Origin of the sequence: Chryseotalea sp. WA131a, assembly GCA_025370075.1 — a bacterium.
Classification (GTDB): domain Bacteria; phylum Bacteroidota; class Bacteroidia; order Cytophagales; family Cyclobacteriaceae; genus ELB16-189.
The window spans coordinates 868,690-889,924 of record CP073016.1 but is presented as its reverse complement, the minus strand read 5'-3'; the positions used below and the strand labels follow the sequence as shown (position 1 = coordinate 889,924).

Annotated in this window: 24 protein-coding genes and 1 tRNA gene; 8 read left to right on the top strand and 17 right to left on the bottom strand. The window is 38.6% G+C overall.

The features are described 5' to 3' along the window. The first annotated feature begins 73 nt into the window (after positions 1–73). Positions 74–1,903 carry a DUF349 domain-containing protein gene (locus KA713_04100; GenBank protein ID UXE67796.1) on the top strand — a complete coding sequence of 610 codons (1,830 nt, stop codon included), beginning with the start codon at positions 74–76 and terminating at the stop codon, positions 1,901–1,903. Positions 1,904–2,423: 520 nt separating this feature from the next. After that, positions 2,424–2,496, top strand: a tRNA-Thr gene (locus KA713_04095). 278 nt (positions 2,497–2,774) lie between these two features. Here the strand turns inward: KA713_04095 and KA713_04090 are convergent. The 17 genes from KA713_04090 to KA713_04010 all read right to left on the bottom strand — a co-directional run bounded on the left by KA713_04090 (position 2,775) and on the right by KA713_04010 (position 16,804). After that, the gene (locus tag KA713_04090) at positions 2,775–3,095 is read right to left on the bottom strand and encodes a rhodanese-like domain-containing protein (protein ID UXE67795.1); all 321 of its coding nucleotides are present in this window, start codon (positions 3,093–3,095) and stop codon (positions 2,775–2,777) included. A gap of 4 nt (positions 3,096–3,099) precedes the next feature. Then, positions 3,100–3,384, bottom strand: a complete 285-nt coding sequence (locus tag KA713_04085) for a rhodanese-like domain-containing protein (GenBank protein UXE67794.1) — start codon at positions 3,382–3,384, stop codon at positions 3,100–3,102. 10 nt (positions 3,385–3,394) lie between these two features. Then, entirely contained in the window at positions 3,395–3,667 is a 273-nt protein-coding gene (locus KA713_04080; GenBank protein UXE67793.1) for a heavy-metal-associated domain-containing protein, read from the bottom strand. A gap of 1 nt (position 3,668) precedes the next feature. Next, positions 3,669–3,872: a hypothetical protein gene (locus tag KA713_04075; GenBank protein ID UXE67792.1), complete on the bottom strand. Its 204-nt coding sequence runs from the start codon at positions 3,870–3,872 to the stop codon at positions 3,669–3,671. A gap of 1 nt (position 3,873) precedes the next feature. After that, a complete protein-coding gene (locus KA713_04070) occupies positions 3,874–4,080 on the bottom strand; it encodes a DUF2892 domain-containing protein (protein UXE67791.1) in 207 nt (68 codons plus the stop codon). Between the two features lie 148 nt (positions 4,081–4,228). Continuing rightward, complete coding sequence (locus tag KA713_04065) at positions 4,229–4,429, bottom strand: DUF2892 domain-containing protein (GenBank protein UXE67790.1); 201 nt, start codon at positions 4,427–4,429, stop codon at positions 4,229–4,231. A gap of 16 nt (positions 4,430–4,445) precedes the next feature. Further along, the gene (locus KA713_04060) at positions 4,446–4,763 is read right to left on the bottom strand and encodes a hypothetical protein (protein ID UXE67789.1); all 318 of its coding nucleotides are present in this window, start codon (positions 4,761–4,763) and stop codon (positions 4,446–4,448) included. A 13-nt stretch (positions 4,764–4,776) separates the two neighbouring features. Beyond that, entirely contained in the window at positions 4,777–7,968 is a 3,192-nt protein-coding gene (locus KA713_04055; GenBank protein UXE67788.1) for an efflux RND transporter permease subunit, read from the bottom strand. A 124-nt stretch (positions 7,969–8,092) separates the two neighbouring features. Further along, positions 8,093–9,172 carry an efflux RND transporter periplasmic adaptor subunit gene (locus KA713_04050; GenBank protein ID UXE67787.1) on the bottom strand — a complete coding sequence of 360 codons (1,080 nt, stop codon included), beginning with the start codon at positions 9,170–9,172 and terminating at the stop codon, positions 8,093–8,095. A 10-nt stretch (positions 9,173–9,182) separates the two neighbouring features. Continuing rightward, positions 9,183–10,493 (bottom strand): TolC family protein, encoded by a 1,311-nt coding sequence (locus KA713_04045; GenBank protein UXE67786.1) that lies wholly within the window; start codon positions 10,491–10,493, stop codon positions 9,183–9,185. A 167-nt stretch (positions 10,494–10,660) separates the two neighbouring features. Further along, a complete protein-coding gene (locus KA713_04040) occupies positions 10,661–12,061 on the bottom strand; it encodes an MBL fold metallo-hydrolase (GenBank protein UXE67785.1) in 1,401 nt (466 codons plus the stop codon). Positions 12,062–12,188: 127 nt separating this feature from the next. Beyond that, positions 12,189–12,986, bottom strand: a complete 798-nt coding sequence (locus tag KA713_04035; GenBank protein ID UXE67784.1) for a sulfite exporter TauE/SafE family protein — start codon at positions 12,984–12,986, stop codon at positions 12,189–12,191. Between the two features lie 67 nt (positions 12,987–13,053). Next, complete coding sequence (locus tag KA713_04030) at positions 13,054–13,683, bottom strand: Crp/Fnr family transcriptional regulator (protein UXE67783.1); 630 nt, start codon at positions 13,681–13,683, stop codon at positions 13,054–13,056. A 38-nt stretch (positions 13,684–13,721) separates the two neighbouring features. Then, positions 13,722–14,429 carry a redoxin domain-containing protein gene (locus tag KA713_04025; protein ID UXE67782.1) on the bottom strand — a complete coding sequence of 236 codons (708 nt, stop codon included), beginning with the start codon at positions 14,427–14,429 and terminating at the stop codon, positions 13,722–13,724. Beyond that, positions 14,429–14,731, bottom strand: coding sequence for a thioredoxin (trxA, locus tag KA713_04020; protein ID UXE67781.1), 303 nt, complete (start codon positions 14,729–14,731; stop codon positions 14,429–14,431). Before trxA ends, KA713_04025 begins: the two co-directional genes overlap by 1 nt. A gap of 7 nt (positions 14,732–14,738) precedes the next feature. Further along, the gene (locus KA713_04015; protein UXE67780.1) at positions 14,739–14,981 is read right to left on the bottom strand and encodes a hypothetical protein; all 243 of its coding nucleotides are present in this window, start codon (positions 14,979–14,981) and stop codon (positions 14,739–14,741) included. Between the two features lie 1,598 nt (positions 14,982–16,579). Further along, on the bottom strand, positions 16,580–16,804 hold the full coding sequence (locus KA713_04010) for a helix-turn-helix transcriptional regulator (GenBank protein UXE67779.1): 225 nt from the start codon (positions 16,802–16,804) through the stop codon (positions 16,580–16,582). Between the two features lie 97 nt (positions 16,805–16,901). Between KA713_04010 and KA713_04005 the strand changes: the two genes are divergently transcribed. The 6 genes from KA713_04005 to KA713_03980 all read left to right on the top strand — a co-directional run bounded on the left by KA713_04005 (position 16,902) and on the right by KA713_03980 (position 21,216). Beyond that, on the top strand, positions 16,902–17,543 hold the full coding sequence (locus KA713_04005; GenBank protein ID UXE67778.1) for a response regulator transcription factor: 642 nt from the start codon (positions 16,902–16,904) through the stop codon (positions 17,541–17,543). A gap of 183 nt (positions 17,544–17,726) precedes the next feature. Next, positions 17,727–17,906 carry a hypothetical protein gene (locus tag KA713_04000; GenBank protein ID UXE67777.1) on the top strand — a complete coding sequence of 60 codons (180 nt, stop codon included), beginning with the start codon at positions 17,727–17,729 and terminating at the stop codon, positions 17,904–17,906. 54 nt (positions 17,907–17,960) lie between these two features. Continuing rightward, a complete protein-coding gene (locus KA713_03995; protein UXE67776.1) occupies positions 17,961–18,140 on the top strand; it encodes a hypothetical protein in 180 nt (59 codons plus the stop codon). Positions 18,141–18,265: 125 nt separating this feature from the next. Further along, positions 18,266–19,258 (top strand): grasp-with-spasm system ATP-grasp peptide maturase, encoded by a 993-nt coding sequence (gene gwsG, locus KA713_03990; protein UXE67775.1) that lies wholly within the window; start codon positions 18,266–18,268, stop codon positions 19,256–19,258. 214 nt (positions 19,259–19,472) lie between these two features. Further along, positions 19,473–20,501 (top strand): grasp-with-spasm system SPASM domain peptide maturase, encoded by a 1,029-nt coding sequence (gene gwsS, locus KA713_03985; protein ID UXE67774.1) that lies wholly within the window; start codon positions 19,473–19,475, stop codon positions 20,499–20,501. Then, a complete protein-coding gene (locus KA713_03980) occupies positions 20,473–21,216 on the top strand; it encodes a hypothetical protein (GenBank protein ID UXE67773.1) in 744 nt (247 codons plus the stop codon). Before gwsS ends, KA713_03980 begins: the two co-directional genes overlap by 29 nt. The last annotated feature ends 19 nt before the right edge of the window (positions 21,217–21,235 follow it).

The window sequence follows — 21,235 nt, the reverse complement described above, 5'->3', positions numbered from 1 at the left end:
AATCGAATGTCTGATTATACCAGATTTTAATACCCATTTCGTATTTTTGTTACCCTTAGATGAAAAGTGAAGTATGATAACTGAAAATGGACTGCCCATGCAGAATGACTTGCTGAATAGCGAGGTAATGGATGTTTCCGTCACCAACCTAACCACGGAAGGCGTATTGCCCGAATTGGTGGAAGAAGAAAAGGCTATTGACTTTTCGCAATTCGCCAAAAAAGATTTTGTGACGTTGCTGAAAGATCTTTCGCGAGAAGACGATTTCAAAAAAGTAGATCGTTTGTTGAAGGAAGCCAAACCGCTTTACGATGAACTTCGCGAATCAGAAAAACAATCTGCTTTAAGCAAATTTTTGGCAGACGGTGGAAACAAGGATGACTTTGACTTTAGGATAGATGAACTCGATCATCAATTTGACGCAACCTTAAAATTGATTCGCGACCGTAGAAATCAATACTACAAAGGATTAGAAGAGAAAAAAGCTGAGAGCCTGCGAATAAAAAATGAAATACTGGAGAAGTTAAGAAATTTGGTGGATGGCGAAGATTCCCCTAGTACGTTTCACCAATTTAAAGAACTACAAAAGGAGTGGAAACATTCTGGGCCTGTGCCAACCTCACATGTCAAAGAAATGTGGGCGAGCTACAATGCCATCATTGATCGGTTTTACGATCACCGCACCATTTACTTTGAGTTAAAAGAACTCGACCGAAAAAAAAACCTTGAGGCCAAGCGCGAACTTTGCATCAAAGCAACCAAGCTATTGAATGAAAAATCCATTCCTGTAGCCGTTCGCGAACTGAATGAATTGCACAATGAGTTTAAGCACATTGGGCCCGTGCCGAAAGAAGAACAGGAGAACTTGTGGCAGCAATTCAAGGCTGCATCGGATGCCGTTTACAGCAAACGCGATGAATTTGTAGCCAACCTGCAAGCGGAACTTAACAAGAATCTAGAAGCAAAAGTGATATTGTGCGATGAAGCACTTACCTACGGAACTTTTGCAAGCGATAAAATAAAAGACTGGAATCAGAAGACGAAAGAGATTTTGGAACTGCAGAAAAAGTGGGATTCAATAGGAGGGGTGCCACGATCGAAGCAAAAGGAAGTAAACAAACAATTCTGGTCTCCATTCAAAACATTTTTCCACAACAAAAGCCTTTTCTTTAAAAAACTGGACGAAGAGCGCGGTAAGAACCTAAAACTGAAGGAGGAAATAGTTACCAAAGCAATTGCCCTAAAAGACAGCACTGAGTGGGATAAAACCAGCCAAGAGTTGAAGACGCTGCAGGTGCAATGGAAAGAGATTGGCCCTGTGCCAGAGAAGCAGCGCGAGAAAATTTTTGCTCAGTTCAAGGAAGCTTGCGATTATTTCTTTGAACAATGGAGAGGACTGCAATCGAAGGCCAATGCAGAGCAAGAAGAGAACTTAATCAAGAAAGATAATCTAATTAAAGATTTGCTTGGTTTGATTGAAAACAAATCGGCTACGGTAGAGTCCATTCGCGCTATTCAAACTCAGTTTAATTCCATTGGATTTGTGCCAAAAAAGGATATGGCCAGCATTAAGTCGCGCTTCAACGATGCGTTATCCAAAGCACTATCATCCATTGCAAGCCTAAGCGTGGAAGATCGACATGATGCCGAATTGGAAATTCAGTTGTCGGGTTTGAAAAATGACCCGCAAGCTGACCGGAAAATTGTTCATAAGGAGCAATCCATTCGCAAACAGATGGTAAAAGTAGAGAATGATATAGCAGTGTTAAAGAACAACTTATCCTTCTTTGAACGTTCTAAAAATGCAGAACAGATGAAGCAAGAATATGGTCAAAAAGTGGAAGAGTTGACAGTTCATTTGCAGCATTTAAAGAAGCAATTAAAAATGTTGAATCAGGCATAGGCAAGCCCTTGCAAAACCAGAATCTTGGCGTATTTTTGCGCCTCTTTTAAGCCTCCTTAGCTCAGCTGGTAGAGTCCCGCACTTGCGGGGATAATCAGTAGGCGAGAGGTTGAAATGAAAATGTTAAAAGCCTCCTTAGCTCAGCTGGTAGAGTCCCGCACTTGCGGGGATAATCAGTAGGCGAGAGGTTGAAATGAAAATGTTAAAAGCCTCCTTAGCTCAGCTGGTAGAGTCCCGCACTTGCGGGATAATCAGTAGGCGAGAGGTTGAAATAAAAATGTTAAAAGCCTCCTTAGCTCAGCTGGTAGAGTCCCGCACTTGCGGGATAATCAGTAGGCGAGAGGTTGAAATAAAAATGGTAAAAGCCTCCTTAGCTCAGCTGGTAGAGTCCCGCACTTGCGGGATAATCAGTAGGCGAGAGGTTGAAATAAAAATGGTAAAAGCCTCCTTAGCTCAGCTGGTAGAGTCCCGCACTTGCGGGATAATCAGTAGGCGAGAGGTTGAAATAAAAATGTTAAAAGCCTCCTTAGCTCAGCTGGTAGAGCAACTGACTTGTAATCAGTAGGTCGTTGGTTCGATTCCGACAGGGGGCTCTTCTAAAACACTGCTCAAATTGAGCGGTGTTTTTTTTATACTCCGAAAACTAAGCTGGTTGAGTCCCGCATCTGCGGGATAATCAGTAGGTCGTTAGTTCTCCCGAACAATTCGGGACGACAGGGGGCTCTTCTAAAACACTGTTCAAATTGAGCGGTGTTTTTTTTATACTCCGATCCGGCATGATCATTAACGGCATTTAGGGCATTTATGATTCAATATGCCATACAATCTAGTTCCTTTCGAAATCACAGTTCGAAACCGGTCATTTTTAAAGTTATCCTTTCTGAATTTTACTTTGAAGGCTGCTCCACCCGCCTCCATTGTAGACTTTTAAAAAACCTTTTGACTGTAAGAGGCTTTTTGCCGAGGCGCTTCTCATGCCCGAAGCGCAACATGTGATAATTGTTTCGTCCTTTTTTAGTTTTGAATAATGATTTGGAATCATATCGAGAGGAATGTTTTGTGACCCCTTTATATGGCCATGTTGATATTCCGCTTTCGTGCGAACATCTAAGATAATAGCACCCTCTTTTATCAATTGTGCATAATCCACTTTTGGACCTAAGCCTAATAATTTTTTGATTGTGTTAATCATTTGTTTACACGATTTGTGATTGATAGTAATTTACATCCATCCAAGATCCACCATTTAAACAATCAATGCCTTGCTGCATCAAGTAGCGATGTGCCAGCCCACTGCGATTTCCAGAAGCGCAGCACAATACCAATGGCTGTTTTAAATTCTTTAGTTCATCTATTTTGCTTGTAATTTCCTGTAACGGAATATTGATTGATCCTTCTACATTACCACCCATAAATTCTGCAGGGGATCGCACATCTACGATTGTTCCTTGTTTTTCTCTTATTACTTCTTCGATATTCATACTTATTGATTTAAAGATTATTGATTTTTCCAATCATACAACTGGTATAACTTTTTAGCTGGAGCAGCAGGCCATTTTTTTCTGTTGCTTCTGGATAGCCTAATGAATGCAGCTTGTTGATGATTAAGTCTCTTTGAATATTTTCATACGAAAGATCAATGCTGTCATTTTCTATGTCAATGTCAACACTCTTTACGCCTTCCATTTTAAGCAGTTCATTTTTAATCGTGGTAGCACAACCATTACACTTCATGTTAGCAACGATAACTTTCTCTGAGTTCATCTTATTCTTTTTTAGCTTTCTGTTCTTTTGTCATGTTAAAAACCAAACCACCCATCAAAGCTCCATACAAAGAACTATTTATAGGATTTGAAGTAATAGCACATGTGCCACTGGAACAACCTATAAAATAATAATATAGAAAGCCACCAATCGAGCCCACAACTACACCTATCAAGGTGAGTTTATATTTAGCAATAAACTCCATTTTACTTTTGTTTGACCTTTGTGGAAATCCCGAACGGGAAATACAATGGACAAAAACTAATAAAACTTGTAAGGATGAAAATACCCGCAAAAATCAAAAGGATAATTGCCGCCAAACCAGTGATTTGGTTTGTAAAATACAAGCCAGCAATTATTAGTGCTACGAAAATTCGGATAACTCGGTCTGCCATACCCATGTTCTTTTTCATAAATATTTGTTTTTAAAGGTTAAAACGGCTTTGAAAGCTCTAGCTCTGGCTGTCGATCGTTATGTAAAGTTAAACCATAAAGAGTAGGTTGAATGTGACTATTGTCACATTCATAAAAATAAATCTGGCGAGCGATTATTGTAAACCACTAACTTGTTTTCACCTTCTTCGCGATATTCAGCTTGTCCAATATTTTTTCCAAAGGGCAGAATCCCGTGAAGGAAGATTGAATCAAGTTAACACCCACAAAGGCAGTAAACCATAGCCAATAATTACTTACCCAAAAGGCTAAAACTAAACTGATCAATACAAAAGTGCCTGCTACTGTTCTTACAATTCGTTCGCGCATGTATATAATTTTTATGTTAGGAAATTTGATAACTAGCCTTTTCAATAGACATTATGAATGCCCGAATTGGGAACTCATTTTTGTTTTCAGTGTTGTATAAATTCACCAGCTCCAAAGCATGGCTAGACTTCTCGTCTGTGGTAAACGAGAACAAAACTATGGAATCAAAGTATTCTGCCTCATTGCTGAACCAGCTATCCATTAAATTAGCTGAATCGTTTTCTTTAAAGCCCATCGTTTTGGATACGCTAAATACTTTTATGCCTGCCTTATGAAATAGCTTGATTGCTTCTTTCTGATAATCCTTTAGACTTGTTATTATTAATAGTTTCATCTTGTCAGTATTTTTATTTAGTTGAACTGCGCATCATTTTAAAGTAGAGTAGCGGGACTACTATGAGGGTAAGGAATGTGGACGTAATTGTTCCTCCCATTAAGGATATCGCCAAGCCTTGAAAAATGGGATCAAATAGTATGATAATTGCTCCTAATACCACTGCTCCTGCTGTCAATAAAATAGGTGTTGTACGCACCGCTCCCGCCTCAATAATGGCTTGCTTTAATGGTATGCCTTCTTCTAAGCGGATGTTAATAAAATCAATTAGAAGAATTGAATTACGCACCATAACCCCTGCCAGTGCAATAAAACCGATCATAGAGGTCGCTGTGAAGTAAGCACCCATAATCCAGTGACCTAGAATGATGCCTATGAGTGAAAGCGGAATGGCTGCAAGCATTACGATTGGAACTTTAAAGTCTTGAAACCATCCTACAATAAGCATGTAGATCAAAATAATAACTACTCCAAACGCAATTCCCAAATCACGGAATACCTCAAAAGTAATTTGCCATTCTCCGTCCCACTTAAGTGTATAATCGTCTTCAAATTCCGGTTGGTGGTTGTATAACTCTTTTAATTCATAGCCTTGCGGCATTTTTACTTCATTCAACTTCTTAGAAATATCCATCATGGCATAAGTAGGGCTTTCCAAATCGCCCGCCAAATCAGCTAACACAAATACTACTCGCTTTTGATTTTTACGATAGATACTTTTCTCTTTCACCTTTTTAGATATGTGTACTAGATCACCAATTGGAATAGCCATGCCGCGCTGATTGATTACTTTCAATCCTTTGATTTTCTCGAGATTGGATTTGTCGGCATCGCTTAGTTGAAGAACAATATTCACAGGATCGAACGAAACAGGATTGTGCATAATACCCACTGGCATATTGCTAAGAGCACCATTCATAGTGGCCACCACTTGTGCAGGAGCTACACCCATTCTCATTGCTTTTTCTTTGTCAACCTCAAACGAGTATTCTGTTTGATCAGCTTCTGTCATCCAATCCATGTCAACCACTCCTTCGTTTTGACCAATGATGTTTTTTACTTGTTGCGCTACTTTGATTTGCTCACCATAGTCAGGGCCATATATTTCTGCAACAATCGTAGAAAGCACTGGAGGACCCGGAGGTACTTCTACTAATTTTACGTTGGCGTTGTACTTTTTTGCAATGGCCTGAACGGCAGGTCTCAATTGTTTTACAATGGCATGGCTTTGAATGCTTCTATCCTTTTTATCCACCAAGTTCACTTGAATATCGGCTACGTTGTTGCCTCTGCGCAAATCGTAATGCCTTACCAATCCATTAAAACTGATGGGCCCGGCAGTGCCTACATAGCCTTGGTAGTTTACTACCAATCTTTGATCAGCCAAATACTGGCCAATCTCTTGAGTAACTACAGAAGTGCGCTCAAGTGTAGTGCCTTCTGGCATGTCAATTACTACTTGAAACTCATTCTTATTATCGAACGGTAACATTTTTACCGCTACCCATTTCATATAAAAGAATGAAAAGGAGAAAAGAAGTATCGCCACAGTGCCTAAAATAAATGCCCAGCGTTTCCAACGTGTTTCCAACATTGGGTTGATAACGGCTTTGTATAGTTTGTAAATTTTGGATTCCTCTAGTGTAGGATGCGGTTTGCTGCTATGTCCTTCCTTCTCGCGAAGAAACACGTAACCCAAATAAGGGGTAAGTGTTAACGCCACCACAAGTGACAGCATCATGGCGATCGAAGCTCCAATAGGCATAGGACTCATATAAGGCCCCATCATTCCAGAAACAAATGCCATTGGAAGAACTGCAGCAATAACAGTAAACGTTGCCAAGATGGTCGGGTTACCCACTTCATTAATCGCGAAGATTGCGGCTTGTAAAAAGGGCAACTTTTTCATTTTAAAATGGCGGTGCATATTCTCTGCAATAATGATTGAATCGTCCACCACAATACCGGTAATAAATACCAATGCAAAAAGTGTGATGCGATTAAGGGTGTAATCCATCATGTAGTAACTAAACAATGTCAGCGCAAATGTTACTGGCACCGATAAGAATACCACCAGACCTCCACGCCAACCCATTGCCAGCATTACGAAAAGAGTTACGGATATTACAGCTACAAAAAGATGAAGCAAAAGCTCCGATACTTTCTCAGAAGCTGTTTCCCCATAGTTTCTGGTTTGTGTTACGTTTACATCAGCAGGAATCAATTCCTTCTTTAGGTGTTCCACTTTTGCTACTATTTGCTCAGAAAGATTCATCGCATCAGCTCCTTTCTTTTTGGCTATTGAAAGCGTAACCGCAGGATAATTAGACCTGTACTTACTGGCAAGTGTATCGCTGTGCATACCGTATCCAAAAAACACATATTGAGATGGACTCTCTGCACCATCTTCAACTTTGGCCACTTGCTTCAAGTAAACAGGTTTATCCTGATTGGATCCAATTATCAAATTTTCTACTTCTTCCGCTGATGAAAGGAAGTTACCAGCATCAATTGAGAACACGGTATCGCGGTTAATCATGTTACCGCTTTGCATTTGTGCATTGCTGCCAGCTAGCTGCTTGCTAATGGAAAGGAAATCAATATGATTTTGAGCTAACTTATCTTTATCTAATATTACTGTTACCTGACGGCTTCGGCCACCGATAATATTTACGGTTGCCACATTGGGTATTTTCTTGATCTCACTTGTTAAGGCTTGGCCAAGTTGTTTTAGTTCAAAGTCATTGTACTTTTCGCTCCACAAGGTGATGCCCAATACGGGCACGTCATCTATTGCACGTGTTTTTACTAATGGCATGGAAACACCTGGGGGCATTTGATCCATGTTCTTCATCAACTCATTGTAGAGTTTTACCAATGAGCGTTCAATATCCTCGCCTACATAAAACTGTACGATAACCATTGCCTGGCCATTCATAGAAGTAGAGTAAACGTACTCCACCCCCTTTACATTGGAAATTATTTTTTCCAATGGTTTAGCCACACGGGCTTCGACTTCTTTTGGTGAAGCTCCCGGATAGCGAAGAAAAATATCTGCCATGGGTACATCAATCTGGGGTTCTTCTTCGCGTGGCGTTAGCATGGTGCTAAAAGCCCCGATGAGCAAGAAAGCTACCATCAATAAAATAGTAAGCTTTGATTTGATAAATGCCTTAGCAATGTTGCCTGATAATCCTTCGTTCATAATTAGTAAAGAGATGTGAGTAGTGAGATGTTAGTAGTAAGAAGTAAGTAGTGAGATATTAGTATTGAGACATGAGACGTTGGGTTTACCACTTCACGTTATGTTAATTCTGTTTTTTGGAAGTCTATTTCACACTTATCGGTGCGCCATTAAAGAGCTTACCTTCGCTTTGAAGAATGAATTTTTCATCCGCATTTAGGCCAGAAAGAATTTCCACTTTATCGCCAGTAGTTTTACCAATTTTTAGCCAGTGGAGTATTGCTTTGTTACTTTGGCTGATGGTGTAGATGCCGACCAATTGATCTTTATAAATTAGTGCCGAGGCTGGGATTAAGATATTATTCTCGTTGGTTTTAGCGTTTGCTATTGGTATCGCAACATTTACAAACATTCCTGAGAAAAGTTCTTGTTGAGACGGTAGCGAAATTTTAATAAAATACTGACCGCCACTGTATTGAGATGAAGTGCTTACTTCCCCTATTTTGCCGATATACTTCTTGCCTGTTGATTTTACTTCCAATTCTGCTGCCATGCCTGTTTTGATGTTGGCAATATCTGCCTCAGAAACAGATGCCCTCACTTCGTAACTACTCACTTGCTCTACCATTAATATTGGAATCCCAGGATTGGCCGTACTTCCTTCATCAAGGTTGCGTTGAGTAACAATTCCGGAGAAAGGAGCCGTTAAATTTGTATAGATAAGCATTGCATCCGCTTCGTTTTTCATTTGGTGGGCGGCTTCTACTTTTGCCTTAACTGAATTGTAGTGAAGCGTTATGTTCTCAAACTCTTTAGCTGAGGCACTTTTCTGCTTGTACAATTCTTCATAACGTTCATAATCTTTCTTCGCATCTTTCAATGCTGCTTCGGCTTCCGTTAACATGGCTTGTGCCTGTGCGCGTTTAGCCAAAATGTCTCCGTTGCTGATCGTTACAAGCAATTGTCCTTTTTTTACTTTATCTCCTACCTTAACTTTGAAACCAGTAACAAAGCCCATTACACGGGTACTTATTACGGCCGTTTCTTTTGAAGTAACTTGACCGCTCGTTGTTATGTAATTAGTTGATTGAGTTGACACTGAACCTACTGTCACAAGAACTGCTTCTTCCTTGGTAGATTGATTTTCCTTTTCATTTCCTGAACAACTAAGTAAAACTCCACCAAAGGCCAGCACGATTGCAATTTGATTTATTCTAAAATTCATATAAGTCGTTTTATTTTTCTGATGTTGATGTTAAAAATTGGAGATAGGATATTGTTGTATTGTATTGAAAGATGGCTTGAGCTCTCATTAATTTTTGTTGCGACAAAGAAGCCTGTGCTTGTAAAAGATCGTTGCTGGTTACCAAACCTTGTTCGAAACGGTTTTTAAGAATCCGCAACGCTTCGCTAGCCTGGCTAACCGATGTTTCATATTGCTTGATCGAAAAAGATGCATCATTCAGTTGACGATTGGCTTTATCAAGTTCCAACTGGCTTTGTTCTTTCTGATACTTGAGTTGCTGTTCTAATTTGTTGCGCCCTACCTGATACTCAGAAACTTTATATTTTGCTGATGTGCCCGAGAATACATTCCATGAAAATTGAGCCCCTAGCAAATACGAATTAGAACCAAACCCCAAGGCTGATTTGTCGTTGATAAAATAATTTGCGAACGCATTAAGCTTGGGTATGTAAGCCATTCTTCCGGAACTGATCATCCTATCTTGCGCCCGTATAGCGGCTTTCATCGATTGAAAATCTGCACGGCCTTCATTTACTTGTAATTCTATTGCTTGCTCATTATTAACTCGACTGATACTGTCTGTAGCATAAACAATTCCCGTTTTTGTTCCCATTAACAAGCTCAAATAATCAGAGGCATTCTTTACATTACTTTTTGCTTCAGATAACTTACTCTCTGTGGCGGTTACCTGCACTTGCACTTGCAACACGTCTGACTTTTGAAGCAAGCCCTTTTCAAAACGATTGTTAGTGGATGTATAAATTGCGTTACTTGTTTGAAGAGCCTCGTTTAAAACATTCACCGCTTCGTGTGCCAATTGCAACTGTGTATACGCCTTTTGAACCTCAAGGATTATAAACTCCTTGGTGCGTTTCGTTTTATAAGCGTAAACATTGATTTGCTCATGGGCAGCCATCCGCGCGTAAATCATGTCCATATTGATTAACGGTTGATTCAGCTCCGCCTTGGCCATGAAATTTGGTGTAGCGGATGGATTGTTTAACCTGCTTGGGTCAAAATCGGATTGGGTTATGCCCTGCTGTTGCAGCTTAAAACCAAAAGCATTTAATGGATTATTTGAGGTAAATGCGGTATAGCTAACATTGATCTGAGGAAGGAAAACTGCATTCGTCTGATTGAATTTAGCCGCGCTCCCTTCTTCATCTAATTTGGCGATGACTAATTCTCTGTTACTCTTTAAAGCAACTTCAAGTGCATCTTGTAATTTTAGTGGAGCTATTTCTTGCGCAGAAACCGATAACCCCCATGTAACTAGTAGCAACCCTAAATACTCTTTCATCATCAATTTTTTTTAACTGGTGCAAAAGTATCCCAATCAAAAACTGATCACTGTGACCTAGGTCACCTTCACCAGAATTTATTATTTATTTTAGATTATCTAAAAAAAAAGAGACTGCATTCTTACAGTCTCTTTCTTATGAATAAAATGTTACGTTTAAATAATCGCTACTTCGCACAAACAAAGTTTGTCCTCGGTATTGCTGTTTCTGCGATAGCCTTGAAGCCCCCGCTCACATCAATAAGATTGTCCCAGCCTCTTGCTTTTAAAATAGAAATTGCAATCATAGACCTGTATCCGCCAGCGCAATGCACAAATACTTTTCCTTGCTTTGGTATCTCAGCAAGATGATCATTAATAAAATCTAGTGGAAGGTTAATGGCACCTTCTACATGCTCAGCTTGAAACTCACTTTGCTTACGGACATCTATAATAATTGTATCCTTTGTCAACTGATTTGATAATTCTTCAGCCGCAATTGAATCTATTGTATCTGTTTCTTTTCCTGCAGCTACCCAAGATTCGAATCCGTTGTTCAGATAACCAAGTGTATTGTCATAACCAACACGAGCCAAGCGAGTAACTACCTCTTCTTCTCTGCCTTTATCGCTAATAATCAAAAGAGGCTGGTTCACTCCCGGTATCAATGCACCCACCCAAGGTGCAAAGCTGCCCTCAATACCAATGTTAATTGAGTTGGGTATAAAGCCCATCCTAAAGTCATTAGCTGAACGCGTATCTAAAATCAACGCGCCTGTTTCATTGGCTATCCATTCAAACTCTTCGGTGGTCAAAGGCTGTGTACCTGATTTTATTACTTTGTCGATGCTTTCGTACCCTTCTTTGTTCATTCTCACGTTCTCTGGAAAATAGGCTGGTGGCGCTACCAAGCCGTCAGTGACTTCATTGATGAATTCTTCGCGTGACATGCTCGCCCGTAATGCATAATTCGTTTGCTTTTGATGTCCTAATGTATCAACGGTGTCTTTGCTCATATTTTTGCCACAAGCAGAACCGGCACCGTGGGCTGGATAAACCGTAAGACTATCCGATAACGGAATTATCTTAGCATGCAATGAATCAAATAAAAGACCCGCTAATTGTTCTTTCGTTAGGTGTGCTGCTTTTTGAGCCAGATCAGGACGCCCTACATCACCTAAGAAAAGGGTATCACCTGTAAATATGGCTACTTCCTTTCCATCTTCATCTTTCAATAGGTAGGTAGTTGATTCCATGGTATGCCCAGGTGTGTGCAATACTTTGAATACAATGTTGCCCACTTTCAATTCCTCACCATCAATGGCAATATGAGCTTTGAATTTAGGAGCTGCTGTTGGTCCAAATACTATTGTTGCTCCTGTCTTGGCAGCAAGATCCAAATGGCCTGAAACGAAATCAGCGTGAAAATGAGTTTCTAAAATGTACTTAATAGTAGCACCATCGTTTCGAGCCCTTTCTATGTAAGAATCCACTTCACGAAGCGGATCAATAATGGCGGCTTCATTTCCAGAACGGATATAATAAGCGCCTTGCGCCAAGCATCCGGTATAAATTTGTTCAATTGTCATAGCTGTGTTTTTATTTTCGTGTGCTAGTTGTTATAACAAAGGTAGAGAGTGTTGTAATGCTTGTTGGTGACTTCTGTCACTAAGTAGTGTTTTGGAGAAAAATTTGGGTTTCCCGACAATTGCAGTTTTAAAAAAATAGCTCTTTAGCAAGGATTACCAATGCCATTATTAACGCAAACCAACCAAAACCTTTTTTTAAATTACTTCCATCAATAAACTTTGATAGATACGTTCCGACAAAAACACCCGCGATGGCAAAACCAGAGATTATGGCTACCAATGTATAATTTAATTGAATACCTGTTCCTAGGTCACCCAAAAAACCGGACAACGAATTGATCGTAATGATGACCAAGGAGGTGCCAATCGCCTTTTTCATTCCAAGGCCAGCAAATAAAACCAATGCAGGAATCATCAAAAATCCTCCACCCGCTCCAATGATACCTGTAACTATGCCCAAAATAATCGCTTGAATTGACATCTTTAAATAGTCGAATTGAATTTCGGAGCCGTCTTGAACTTCTGTAGCCGTGCTCGTAATCATTTTGAGAGAAGCGATGATCATGAGAGCAGAAAAGAAGATCATAAGCAAAGTATCTTTTGTAAGGATAAATTCCCCAGCCGCGAAAATCATTGAGGGTATTTGAGGCAGCAAAAAATGTCTGGTCAAATAAACTGCAACCAGCGAGGGAATTGAAAACAAGAAAGCAGTTTTGAAATCCACCATTTTATTTAATGAACTACGAATGCTGCCCACTAAAGAAGTAGAACCGACAATAACGAGTGAATAGGCTGTGGCGAAAACGGGCTCGATGTGAAATAAGTACACCAGCATAGGAACAGCGATTATTGAGCCACCTCCGCCAATAAGACCTAAAGACACCCCAATTAGGCCAGAAACCACATAACCAAGAAAATTATCCATTGCCGATTAATTCTCAGCAAAGCTGGGGGTTATCCTTCCTGTTTTGAGTGACTATTGTCACATAGTGTCAAAAATTTAAGCGAGTAATTTCATTCCTGGAAATGGAAATTCGCTTTTGAGATTCGAGCTTCTTTAAAAGTCGTGAAATTACTTCGCGCGATGAATTTAAGTCATCTGCAATTGCATGATGAGTAATGGAAATTTTAGAGCCTAATGAATCGAATTGACGTTTCAGGTAGAATTCGAGTTTTTCATCCATTGAGTGGAATACAACATGGTCTATTACCTCTAATAATTCGCTAAAGCGAGAGCGATAGGTTTCCAATACAAAATAATACCATTGCTTATGTTCCTTCATTAGCGCATCCATATGAAGAATAGGTACTGCTAATGCCTTTACATTTGTAATTGCTCGCGCTTTGATGGCACTTGTCTCATTTTTTGCAGCACAAATCATGGACAAGGCGCATGCACCACCTTTTTCGAGGTAATACAGAAAGAACTCTTCACCATCATCGCCCTCTCTGTATAGTTTTACCCTGCCTTCTAAAATTAAAAGTGAATTCTTGAAATATTGGCCTGACCTCATCAGAATTTCACCTTCCTTAAATTCAGTTACCTGACCTATGTTTTCCAGATTAGAAATCAGTTCCGTATCAAATTGAGGAAAAATTGAATTTAGTTGCAATGCGCTCATACTTCAAAGTTACAAAAGCCAAGCCCTAATTCTTTCACCTATTGTAATTGTTTTACGACCGCTTCTTTCTCAATAAAGCCAGTATTTGACCAAACCAGAGATTTTGCTTTGTAAATTTGCAGCACAGGTATGGCATCAATGTTCAATTCCTTACATAAAGCCTGATTCTCGTCTGTATTTATGCTGATTACAACGACCTTATCAGCCATCTCTTTTGAGATTTCATTTATATATGGCTTCATTTTTTTGCAAGGCGCACACCAGTCGGCATAAAAATCAATTAGCACTAATTTGTTGGTTTCAAGCAACGCATCAAACTGTTGTTTACTTAAACCATCAGGCGATTCCTCCGCACCTTTAGTTTCTGGTAGATTAGCGGCTCTCCATTTCATCAATCCGCCTTGCATTTCATACACTTCTTTGAAACCGACTGTTCTCATTTTGTCTGCAGCAGCGGAACTTCTTCCGCCACTCAAGCAATAAATAAAAACTGGTTTTGATTTGTCCAAGTTTACTATTTGTGCATCAAATTCAATCCCATTCCAATCATAATTCAAAGCATTCTTTACATGACCCTTCGCAAATTCTGCTGGGGTGCGCACGTCAAGAATGGTTGGTGAAGGAACTGCTTTTATTTTTTCGGCAAACGCTGATGGCGAAAGCACAGTATTTGATGATTCTGTTGATCGATTGGAACAACCACCGATTAGCAGGGCAACCAGGGTAATTGAAAATAGTATTCTCATTACAGTGAATGTTGATTAATTATTTGTTCGAGATTCTTGGCAAGCACCACGCCAGATTGCCTCCATTTTACTTCACCTTTCTTAAAAAGTATTAGCGTAGGAACGCCTTGGATTCTATACGATGAAGCTACGCTTGGGTTTTTATCAACATCTATTTTGATAATAGTTGCTTTATCGCCAACGCTTGTTTTGAGTTCGTCCAAAATGGGTTTCATCATTTTACAAGGACCACACCACTCGGCAGAAAAATCTACTAGGGTGGGGGTATCACTTTTTATCAGCTCTGAAAATGTAGTTGCCATGTTATTTTTATTTTACTTCTTCGTATTGCACCTCTTGAATGTCGGTTTCTACTTTTTGTTTTGGAGGTATGGCAGTAAAGCAACTTCCTGAAGCACAACCAAAAGCAAATAAGCCCATGGATGCAAAGTAACCTCCTAGCGCTACGCCCAGCCATTGCTGATGGATTGCAGATTGAAAGATGATGTAACCGCCCATAAGTAAATAGAGTACTCGTATAAAAGTCCAGTTAGTTAAAATTCTCGTCTTCATTTTTTATTGTTTTTTAGTCTATTTTTTTCTTCCCACAAATCTTACTACCTCAGCTTCACCTTGGTGGAATTTACCCTCTTGAAGAATTATTGTTTCATATGCCAATACTTAAATGGCCAATTCTTTAAAATTTCCTTCCACTATTTCCATGGTAAGTAACATGGACAAATCCTTGGGGCCGCCTGAAGAATTTTTTAGCTGGGCTGGATTGAAAGCTTCCAAAATAATGCACCCGCATATCGATCATTCCAGAAGCTACTTGTTATACTTGAAGCACTGTTTACAATGGTAAAACTTTCAAACTTTTGATTACACTCAAAGGTAGCTGACAATTCGCACCAAAAAGGTGACCAAAGTCACACAGCGAACAAAACTCTCCTTTAAACACCCTTTAAGGTGTGTGTTGTTTTTTCTGTCCAATTAAGAAAGGCAACACGAAGGGGATGTGTGGGTCATCAAATTTCTCTTCCATTTTCAATTTTTCGACTTTTGGCATTTTACGCCATTTGACATATAGGTCAAAACACTACTTAACATAATATAAATTATATAACTTTAGCTTCCCTAAGTTCCTGACACGCAGTTATATAATTATATTATGTTAACCCCGCTTGAAGGCGGGGAACTTTGGGGTTTCAACCTACAAAAATCCTACGCTCGCCAGCCGCACAGTTATATAATTTGACGTTATGCTAAATAGCCGCTCAAGGCCGCGCTTCTACGGGCCCAGAAGCTCGCACCACGGCATTGAGCGGCTTTTAAAATAAAACTTCTGTGCAAAAAGTTTTTGCCACCGCGCAGTTGGTCAACCCACGCGCCAAGCATAAGTAATGTAGGCCGCACATGCCACGCGCAACCCAAAGCCTACATTACACATGCTTTATCCATCGCTCGGTCCGGTGCATGATTGAACCTGCGGGCATTGGATCAGAGTGTTCACCTCACATTATGGTTTACGCAACAACTTTTGAAAGATCGCTCACCAACTTTTTTCTATTTGCTCCGCTCGCGCTCCGCAGCGCTTCTGTGGCGTTCGCCTTTGGCGGGGTTTCTTTTCTTTTTGCCTTGATGCAAAAAGAAACAAAAAGATCAAGAGCCAAATATGCTTCCCCGCACGTGCCATCGCGCCACCCCGCATTTGGCTCTGGCCACCGCTCAAGGTTGCCTGATACGATTTAGTTTCAATTCAAAACCTTGGGATTGAGAGTGGTTGACAATACTTAAACATAACACAAAGCTACGGGCTTGCGGAATAGAAAGCTGCAAGGGTGACACTGCGCCCGCTTCAAAAAAAATCTCCACCCTCCGTCAGTCGGTCGTGCCTCCCTCCTTCCAGCGGGTAGTATTTTTTTTGTGCGGCCCTTGCACCTTTCTATCCGATCCCGTGTGCTGGCGTTATGTTTAAATATATCGTTCGTGTCCGCATCGGTGGCTGGTGGCTATCGCTCGGGTTTAGGTTTGGCGTTAGGCCATTCATGGTTTCGGTTCTTCCCTGCAGTGTTAGGGAGGTTTGCCTCAGGTTCTTATGGCTTGAGTGTTCTATATCAGAGCTCCCTTTTTAGGGGCTCTTTTTTGCTTAAATTCTTTACAGGGCGATTTTAAAATTTTACTAACTCGCTAAGTGAAATGCCCAAGGCATTGGCAATTTTCTTTAACGTACTGAGAGTTGCATTGACCTCTCCCCTTTCAATCCTTCCAATTTGACTAATTGGGATATCGGCCTCATACGCTAAAATTTCTTGACTTAAATCTTTTTTGAGCCGCAATTCCCTCAGACGTGTACCGAAATTTTTGAGAAGTTTTTTATCGCGGATGTTTATCACATCGGCAAACTCTATATTTAAGCAGTTTTTAATAGACGCATGGATGCGCTATGTTTACCGATATGATTTTTATCTTTAATCACGAAAGACCTGTACTATGAACAAAATAAGGATAGCAATTGTCGATGACAAACAGATGTTTAGAAAGTCAGTGGTTAAAGTAATTGAAGCTGAGCATGATTTCGAAATTGTATTGGAAGCTGAAAATGGCGTCCAGCTTTTAGATCTCTTACTGGATTCTAAACCAGAAGTAATTCTTATGGACATTAGAATGCCTAAGATGGATGGCATTGAAACTTCGATTAGAGTGCAAAAGCTATACCCCCAGATCAAAATAATAGCTTTCTCCCAATATGATTATGAAGCCAACATTATTGAAATGTATGCGCGGGGCGTAAAAAGCTTTATTGGTAAAGATGCTAGGCTAGATGAATTGTTTAATGCTATACGTATTGTGTACAATGGTGGAAGTTACCTCACAGAACTTGCTAGTGAAATTATCCAAAAGCACCTGATAGTTTCTTTACTTCCAAAAAGTACTGTAAAGCATTCGTTGTCGGATTTTGAGATGACAATACTAAAAGGTGTTTGCAACGGGGATAGCAGCGTTGAAATAGGAAAGATTCTAAATAAAAGCCCACGCACAATAGAAGATCATAGAGCAAACCTGTGTAAAAAATTTGAAGTCGCAAATAAAGAGCAATTAATTGCTTTAGTAAGCAGGGCAAAAATTATCTAAAGTGAAGAAATACTTACACGTTTCTTACAATTACCTAAAATACCGTAAATCTACGGATTGACTTTGTTAAAAACTTAGTTCAGCTTTAGAACATTAAATCTTTGTTTGGTCGCGACAACAAAAGCTTTAATAGCGATTGCCGAAAAGCTGTAAGAGTAGGCTAACCTAGTAAAATCTAAAATTATGATCAACAAAAACAAGTTTGAAAGTTTGAGCAATCCCATGTTTAAAAAATTATCAAAAAACTCAATGGTAGGCCTCAGAGGAGGTTATACAATTTGTAAAACTGGCTGTGACAGCACACTGTGGGGTGGTGATACTTACTGCGGTGATTCATCTAGAGATGAAGATCCGAAAAAGTAGGTTTTCAAAATTCTATAACTAAAAATTTTCTTAATCTTTTAAAAAATAAATAGTATGAAACAAAAAGAAGAATTTCAAGGATTAAACAATCCATTGTTTAAAAAAATCAATTCTAAAAACACCATGAGTATTCGGGGTGGGTACACCCAGTGCTGGACTGGTTGCAGCGATACTCTTTGGGGCGTTGACAGTCGTTGTACAGATAATACTAAGGATGCTGACCCTCAAAAATAGAATTTCAACATTGGAGCCCTCAGGGAATGATTATAAACACTTCCTTGAGGCTCTTTTTATCTCAGTTTAAATTTATTTATTCCAAGAGCAATTGGTGAAAAACCTGTTTGGTACTTGCCCTCCCTATGATACTCATCCTAAGCTCCGCTAACAATGAAGAAACAACAAACTATGTTATCGACTGGCTCAAAAAATATAAAGCAGACTTTACCCGAATAAATGGTCATGATTTAGAAAGTGATTCAGATGTGGATGTCAGTCTTGAAAACTCTAATCTGCTTTTAAATACAAGTCTTTTTAAAAAGCCACTGGATAAAATAAAGATCGTATGGAATAGGAAGTGGAGAGATGATGATTTTTACTTTTTCCTTAATGAAAATAAATTAATTAAACCTTATTTGAGGAAACAACTTGGCGGTCATCTGTCAAGTGAATTCTTTGCAGGCACCAGAGCACTTCAAATTGCCCTTAAATCGAAGAAATGGCTAACTAAGCCAGCATATTTTCGTCACTCGACTAGCAAGTTTGACGTTATTAAAGCAGCTAAATCTATCGGACTAAGTGTACCAAATACTCTTGTAACAAACAACAAGAAAGCACTATCAAGATTTATGGTAAAGAACGGAAGCTTGATAACTAAGTCCTTATCAGAAATGGAGATTTTTTTACTCAAGAAATCTGGCTATGCTTTATACACTTCTCAAATTTTGAGACATGAACTGAATAATTATCCAGATAGGTTTTTCCCATCTCTATTCCAACAACTTATCGAGAAAGAGTATGAGATTCGCGCCTTCTACCTAGCAGGGACTTTTTATTCAATGGCAATATTTTCTCAGTCCAGAAATAGCACAAAATTTGATTTTAGAGAGTATGATTTTTTAAATCCAACAAGACAAATACCCTATAAACTTCCAACTAAGATTGAAAAAAAATTACAAAAATTACTTCAATTTCTAGATATTAATTGTGGTTCGATAGATTTAATACGAGGAATTGATGGAGAATATTATTTTTTAGAAATAAACCCCAGCGGACAATTCGGCATGGTATCAATACCATGCAATTATTTTTTAGAAGATGTGGTTGCTAAATATTTAGTTAATGAAGACAATTAAAAAAATAAAAACCGAAAAGAGAAAAATCAATTTGGATATACTAGATTTTTCGAAAATTGTGAGCAAAATTGAGCTACATAAAATTCCCCCAGCTTATCACAAGATGAAAAAAATTAAAACACTCCTAACAAAAAATGTTAAAAGCACTAGTCATAGAAGCCAATCACTGAACAACCCTGGGTACTACAAACCTATCTCCCAATTTTAAAAGCCAATGCCTAAAACCAACAACCTACTTGAATATTCAAATAAATTTTTAATTGTTTTTTCTTGTTGCATCCCTGTGAAAGGTTCACGTAGAAGCACAATTTGTGATTTGCAACGCGAGACTTTTGACTTTATACCAAATATTCTATTTACAATTTTAACAGAGTTTAAGGGCAAGAAATTTAAGGAAATTGTCGAATATTGTGGGGAAGAAAATCAAGATGTTTTACATCAATATATCACGTTTCTTACAGATAAGGAGTATATTTTCTTTTCCGATGAACCTGAAAAATTCCCATCAGTGAATCTCGATTGGAAATCTCCGTACGAGATTTCCAATGCCATCATTGATTTTGATGCTTCTTCCAATCATGACATTGAGTTGTTAGTCAGTGAACTTGATAAACTGAGATGTCCCGCAGTACAATTGCGATTCTTCTTCTCTCCAAAGTATAATGAGACTATAAGGATTTTGAAATGCTTCGAAGATTCAGGAATAAGAACTATTGAGTTGATCTTAAAATATTCCAATACGGTGAACCTATCAAATCTCAAGATATTAATAGATAGATTCCAAAGGGTTAGCAGTATAAACGTAACGTCATCTCCAAAAAGAAAAGAAATTACCTATCAAAGTTACTTTCCGAATATACTGTTTCAAGAACAAGTTGTCGATTCAGCCAATTGCTGTGGATCAATTTCATTAAGCAACTTTAGAGTCAATATTAGCTTATTTACTGAGTCCCAAAAATTTAGTTCATGCTTAAACAGAAAAGTTGGAATCGATAAAGATGGATTAGTTAAAAATTGCCCAACATCAAAAAATGATTTTGGAAAATTCGAAAAAGGTAAACTCGGAATTGTTTTAAAAAGTCGAAAATTTCAAGAACTATGGTCAATTAACAAAGATATGGTCGAAATATGCAAAGACTGTGAATTTAGATATATCTGCACTGACTGTAGGATAGTCGCAAATCATAAATTTTCAAAACCATTAAAGTGTAAATATGACCCCTACTCAGCTACTTGGAAATAAAAGAATACGCAGCTTTTTTTTGCTTATTGCTGGTTTCTTTATGCTTCTTTCTTGCGCAAAAAATAAAAATGATGCAGGAGAGGAGCTATCTGACTTTGTTAAAAGAGGCAAAGTGTTTAAATCGGAAAATGGAAATAATTATATTTTCATTGATACAGATTCAACCTTTATAATAAATAGGAAAAAAGAAAATATTTTTCATAAAGAGATTGGTGTTGTAAAAACAGTTAACAACGAGCTAATTTTTTTCCAAGGCACAGATCATGAGAAGTTATTAAACACCACTTTTCACAATGGTAATTCAACAAAACTATTGTTAAATATTACCAAACAGATTATCGAAGATTATCCAAGTTTAGCATTAATTGTGAATGATACTCTAGTCTTTCCCATAAGTGACACGACATTGCTTATTGATAAAAAGGCAATCTTCGACTTATATCAAAAGGAAAACAAGAATAATCTGCCGTTCTTTGGTGATTGGGGGACATGGAATAGGCTCTTTGTTAACGATCTTATTTTAAAATCTTCCAAAGGATATCTAGCAATGTTTCACGATAGCGCAGTCGAAAAGATAGAAATATCCAATAAATCTATTAAGCACTTAGATATCATCAATGATTCAATATGTTTCAAAATGAAAACAAGTGGGAAGCACCTTGTATGCACAGAATGCCCTACAAGAATTGGAATAGATACACTCTTCCAAAAGTAAATCTTAATTATAATTTTAA

Excerpts from the sequence above, each read along its gene's own strand:
- KA713_04060 (UXE67789.1), bottom strand. The coding sequence starts at position 4,763 with ATGAAACTATTAATAATAACAAGTCTAAAGGATTATCAGAAAGAAGCA.
- KA713_04100 (UXE67796.1), top strand. The coding sequence starts at position 74 with ATGATAACTGAAAATGGACTGCCCATGCAGAATGACTTGCTGAATAGC.
- KA713_04050 (UXE67787.1), bottom strand. The coding sequence starts at position 9,172 with ATGAATTTTAGAATAAATCAAATTGCAATCGTGCTGGCCTTTGGTGGA.
- KA713_04030 (UXE67783.1), bottom strand. The coding sequence starts at position 13,683 with ATGAGCGCATTGCAACTAAATTCAATTTTTCCTCAATTTGATACGGAA.
- KA713_04015 (UXE67780.1), bottom strand. The coding sequence starts at position 14,981 with ATGAAGACGAGAATTTTAACTAACTGGACTTTTATACGAGTACTCTAT.
- KA713_04035 (UXE67784.1), bottom strand. The coding sequence starts at position 12,986 with ATGGATAATTTTCTTGGTTATGTGGTTTCTGGCCTAATTGGGGTGTCT.
- KA713_04075 (UXE67792.1), bottom strand. The coding sequence starts at position 3,872 with ATGGAGTTTATTGCTAAATATAAACTCACCTTGATAGGTGTAGTTGTG.
- KA713_04080 (UXE67793.1), bottom strand. The coding sequence starts at position 3,667 with ATGAACTCAGAGAAAGTTATCGTTGCTAACATGAAGTGTAATGGTTGT.
- KA713_04090 (UXE67795.1), bottom strand. The coding sequence starts at position 3,095 with ATGATTAACACAATCAAAAAATTATTAGGCTTAGGTCCAAAAGTGGAT.
- trxA (UXE67781.1), bottom strand. The coding sequence starts at position 14,731 with ATGGCAACTACATTTTCAGAGCTGATAAAAAGTGATACCCCCACCCTA.
- KA713_04065 (UXE67790.1), bottom strand. The coding sequence starts at position 4,429 with ATGCGCGAACGAATTGTAAGAACAGTAGCAGGCACTTTTGTATTGATC.
- KA713_04055 (UXE67788.1), bottom strand. The coding sequence starts at position 7,968 with ATGAACGAAGGATTATCAGGCAACATTGCTAAGGCATTTATCAAATCA.
- KA713_04005 (UXE67778.1), top strand. The coding sequence starts at position 16,902 with ATGAACAAAATAAGGATAGCAATTGTCGATGACAAACAGATGTTTAGA.
- gwsG (UXE67775.1), top strand. The coding sequence starts at position 18,266 with ATGATACTCATCCTAAGCTCCGCTAACAATGAAGAAACAACAAACTAT.
- KA713_04045 (UXE67786.1), bottom strand. The coding sequence starts at position 10,493 with ATGAAAGAGTATTTAGGGTTGCTACTAGTTACATGGGGGTTATCGGTT.
- gwsS (UXE67774.1), top strand. The coding sequence starts at position 19,473 with ATGCCTAAAACCAACAACCTACTTGAATATTCAAATAAATTTTTAATT.
- KA713_03980 (UXE67773.1), top strand. The coding sequence starts at position 20,473 with ATGACCCCTACTCAGCTACTTGGAAATAAAAGAATACGCAGCTTTTTT.
- KA713_04040 (UXE67785.1), bottom strand. The coding sequence starts at position 12,061 with ATGACAATTGAACAAATTTATACCGGATGCTTGGCGCAAGGCGCTTAT.
- KA713_04000 (UXE67777.1), top strand. The coding sequence starts at position 17,727 with ATGATCAACAAAAACAAGTTTGAAAGTTTGAGCAATCCCATGTTTAAA.
- KA713_04085 (UXE67794.1), bottom strand. The coding sequence starts at position 3,384 with ATGAATATCGAAGAAGTAATAAGAGAAAAACAAGGAACAATCGTAGAT.
- KA713_03995 (UXE67776.1), top strand. The coding sequence starts at position 17,961 with ATGAAACAAAAAGAAGAATTTCAAGGATTAAACAATCCATTGTTTAAA.
- KA713_04025 (UXE67782.1), bottom strand. The coding sequence starts at position 14,429 with ATGAGAATACTATTTTCAATTACCCTGGTTGCCCTGCTAATCGGTGGT.
- KA713_04070 (UXE67791.1), bottom strand. The coding sequence starts at position 4,080 with ATGAAAAAGAACATGGGTATGGCAGACCGAGTTATCCGAATTTTCGTA.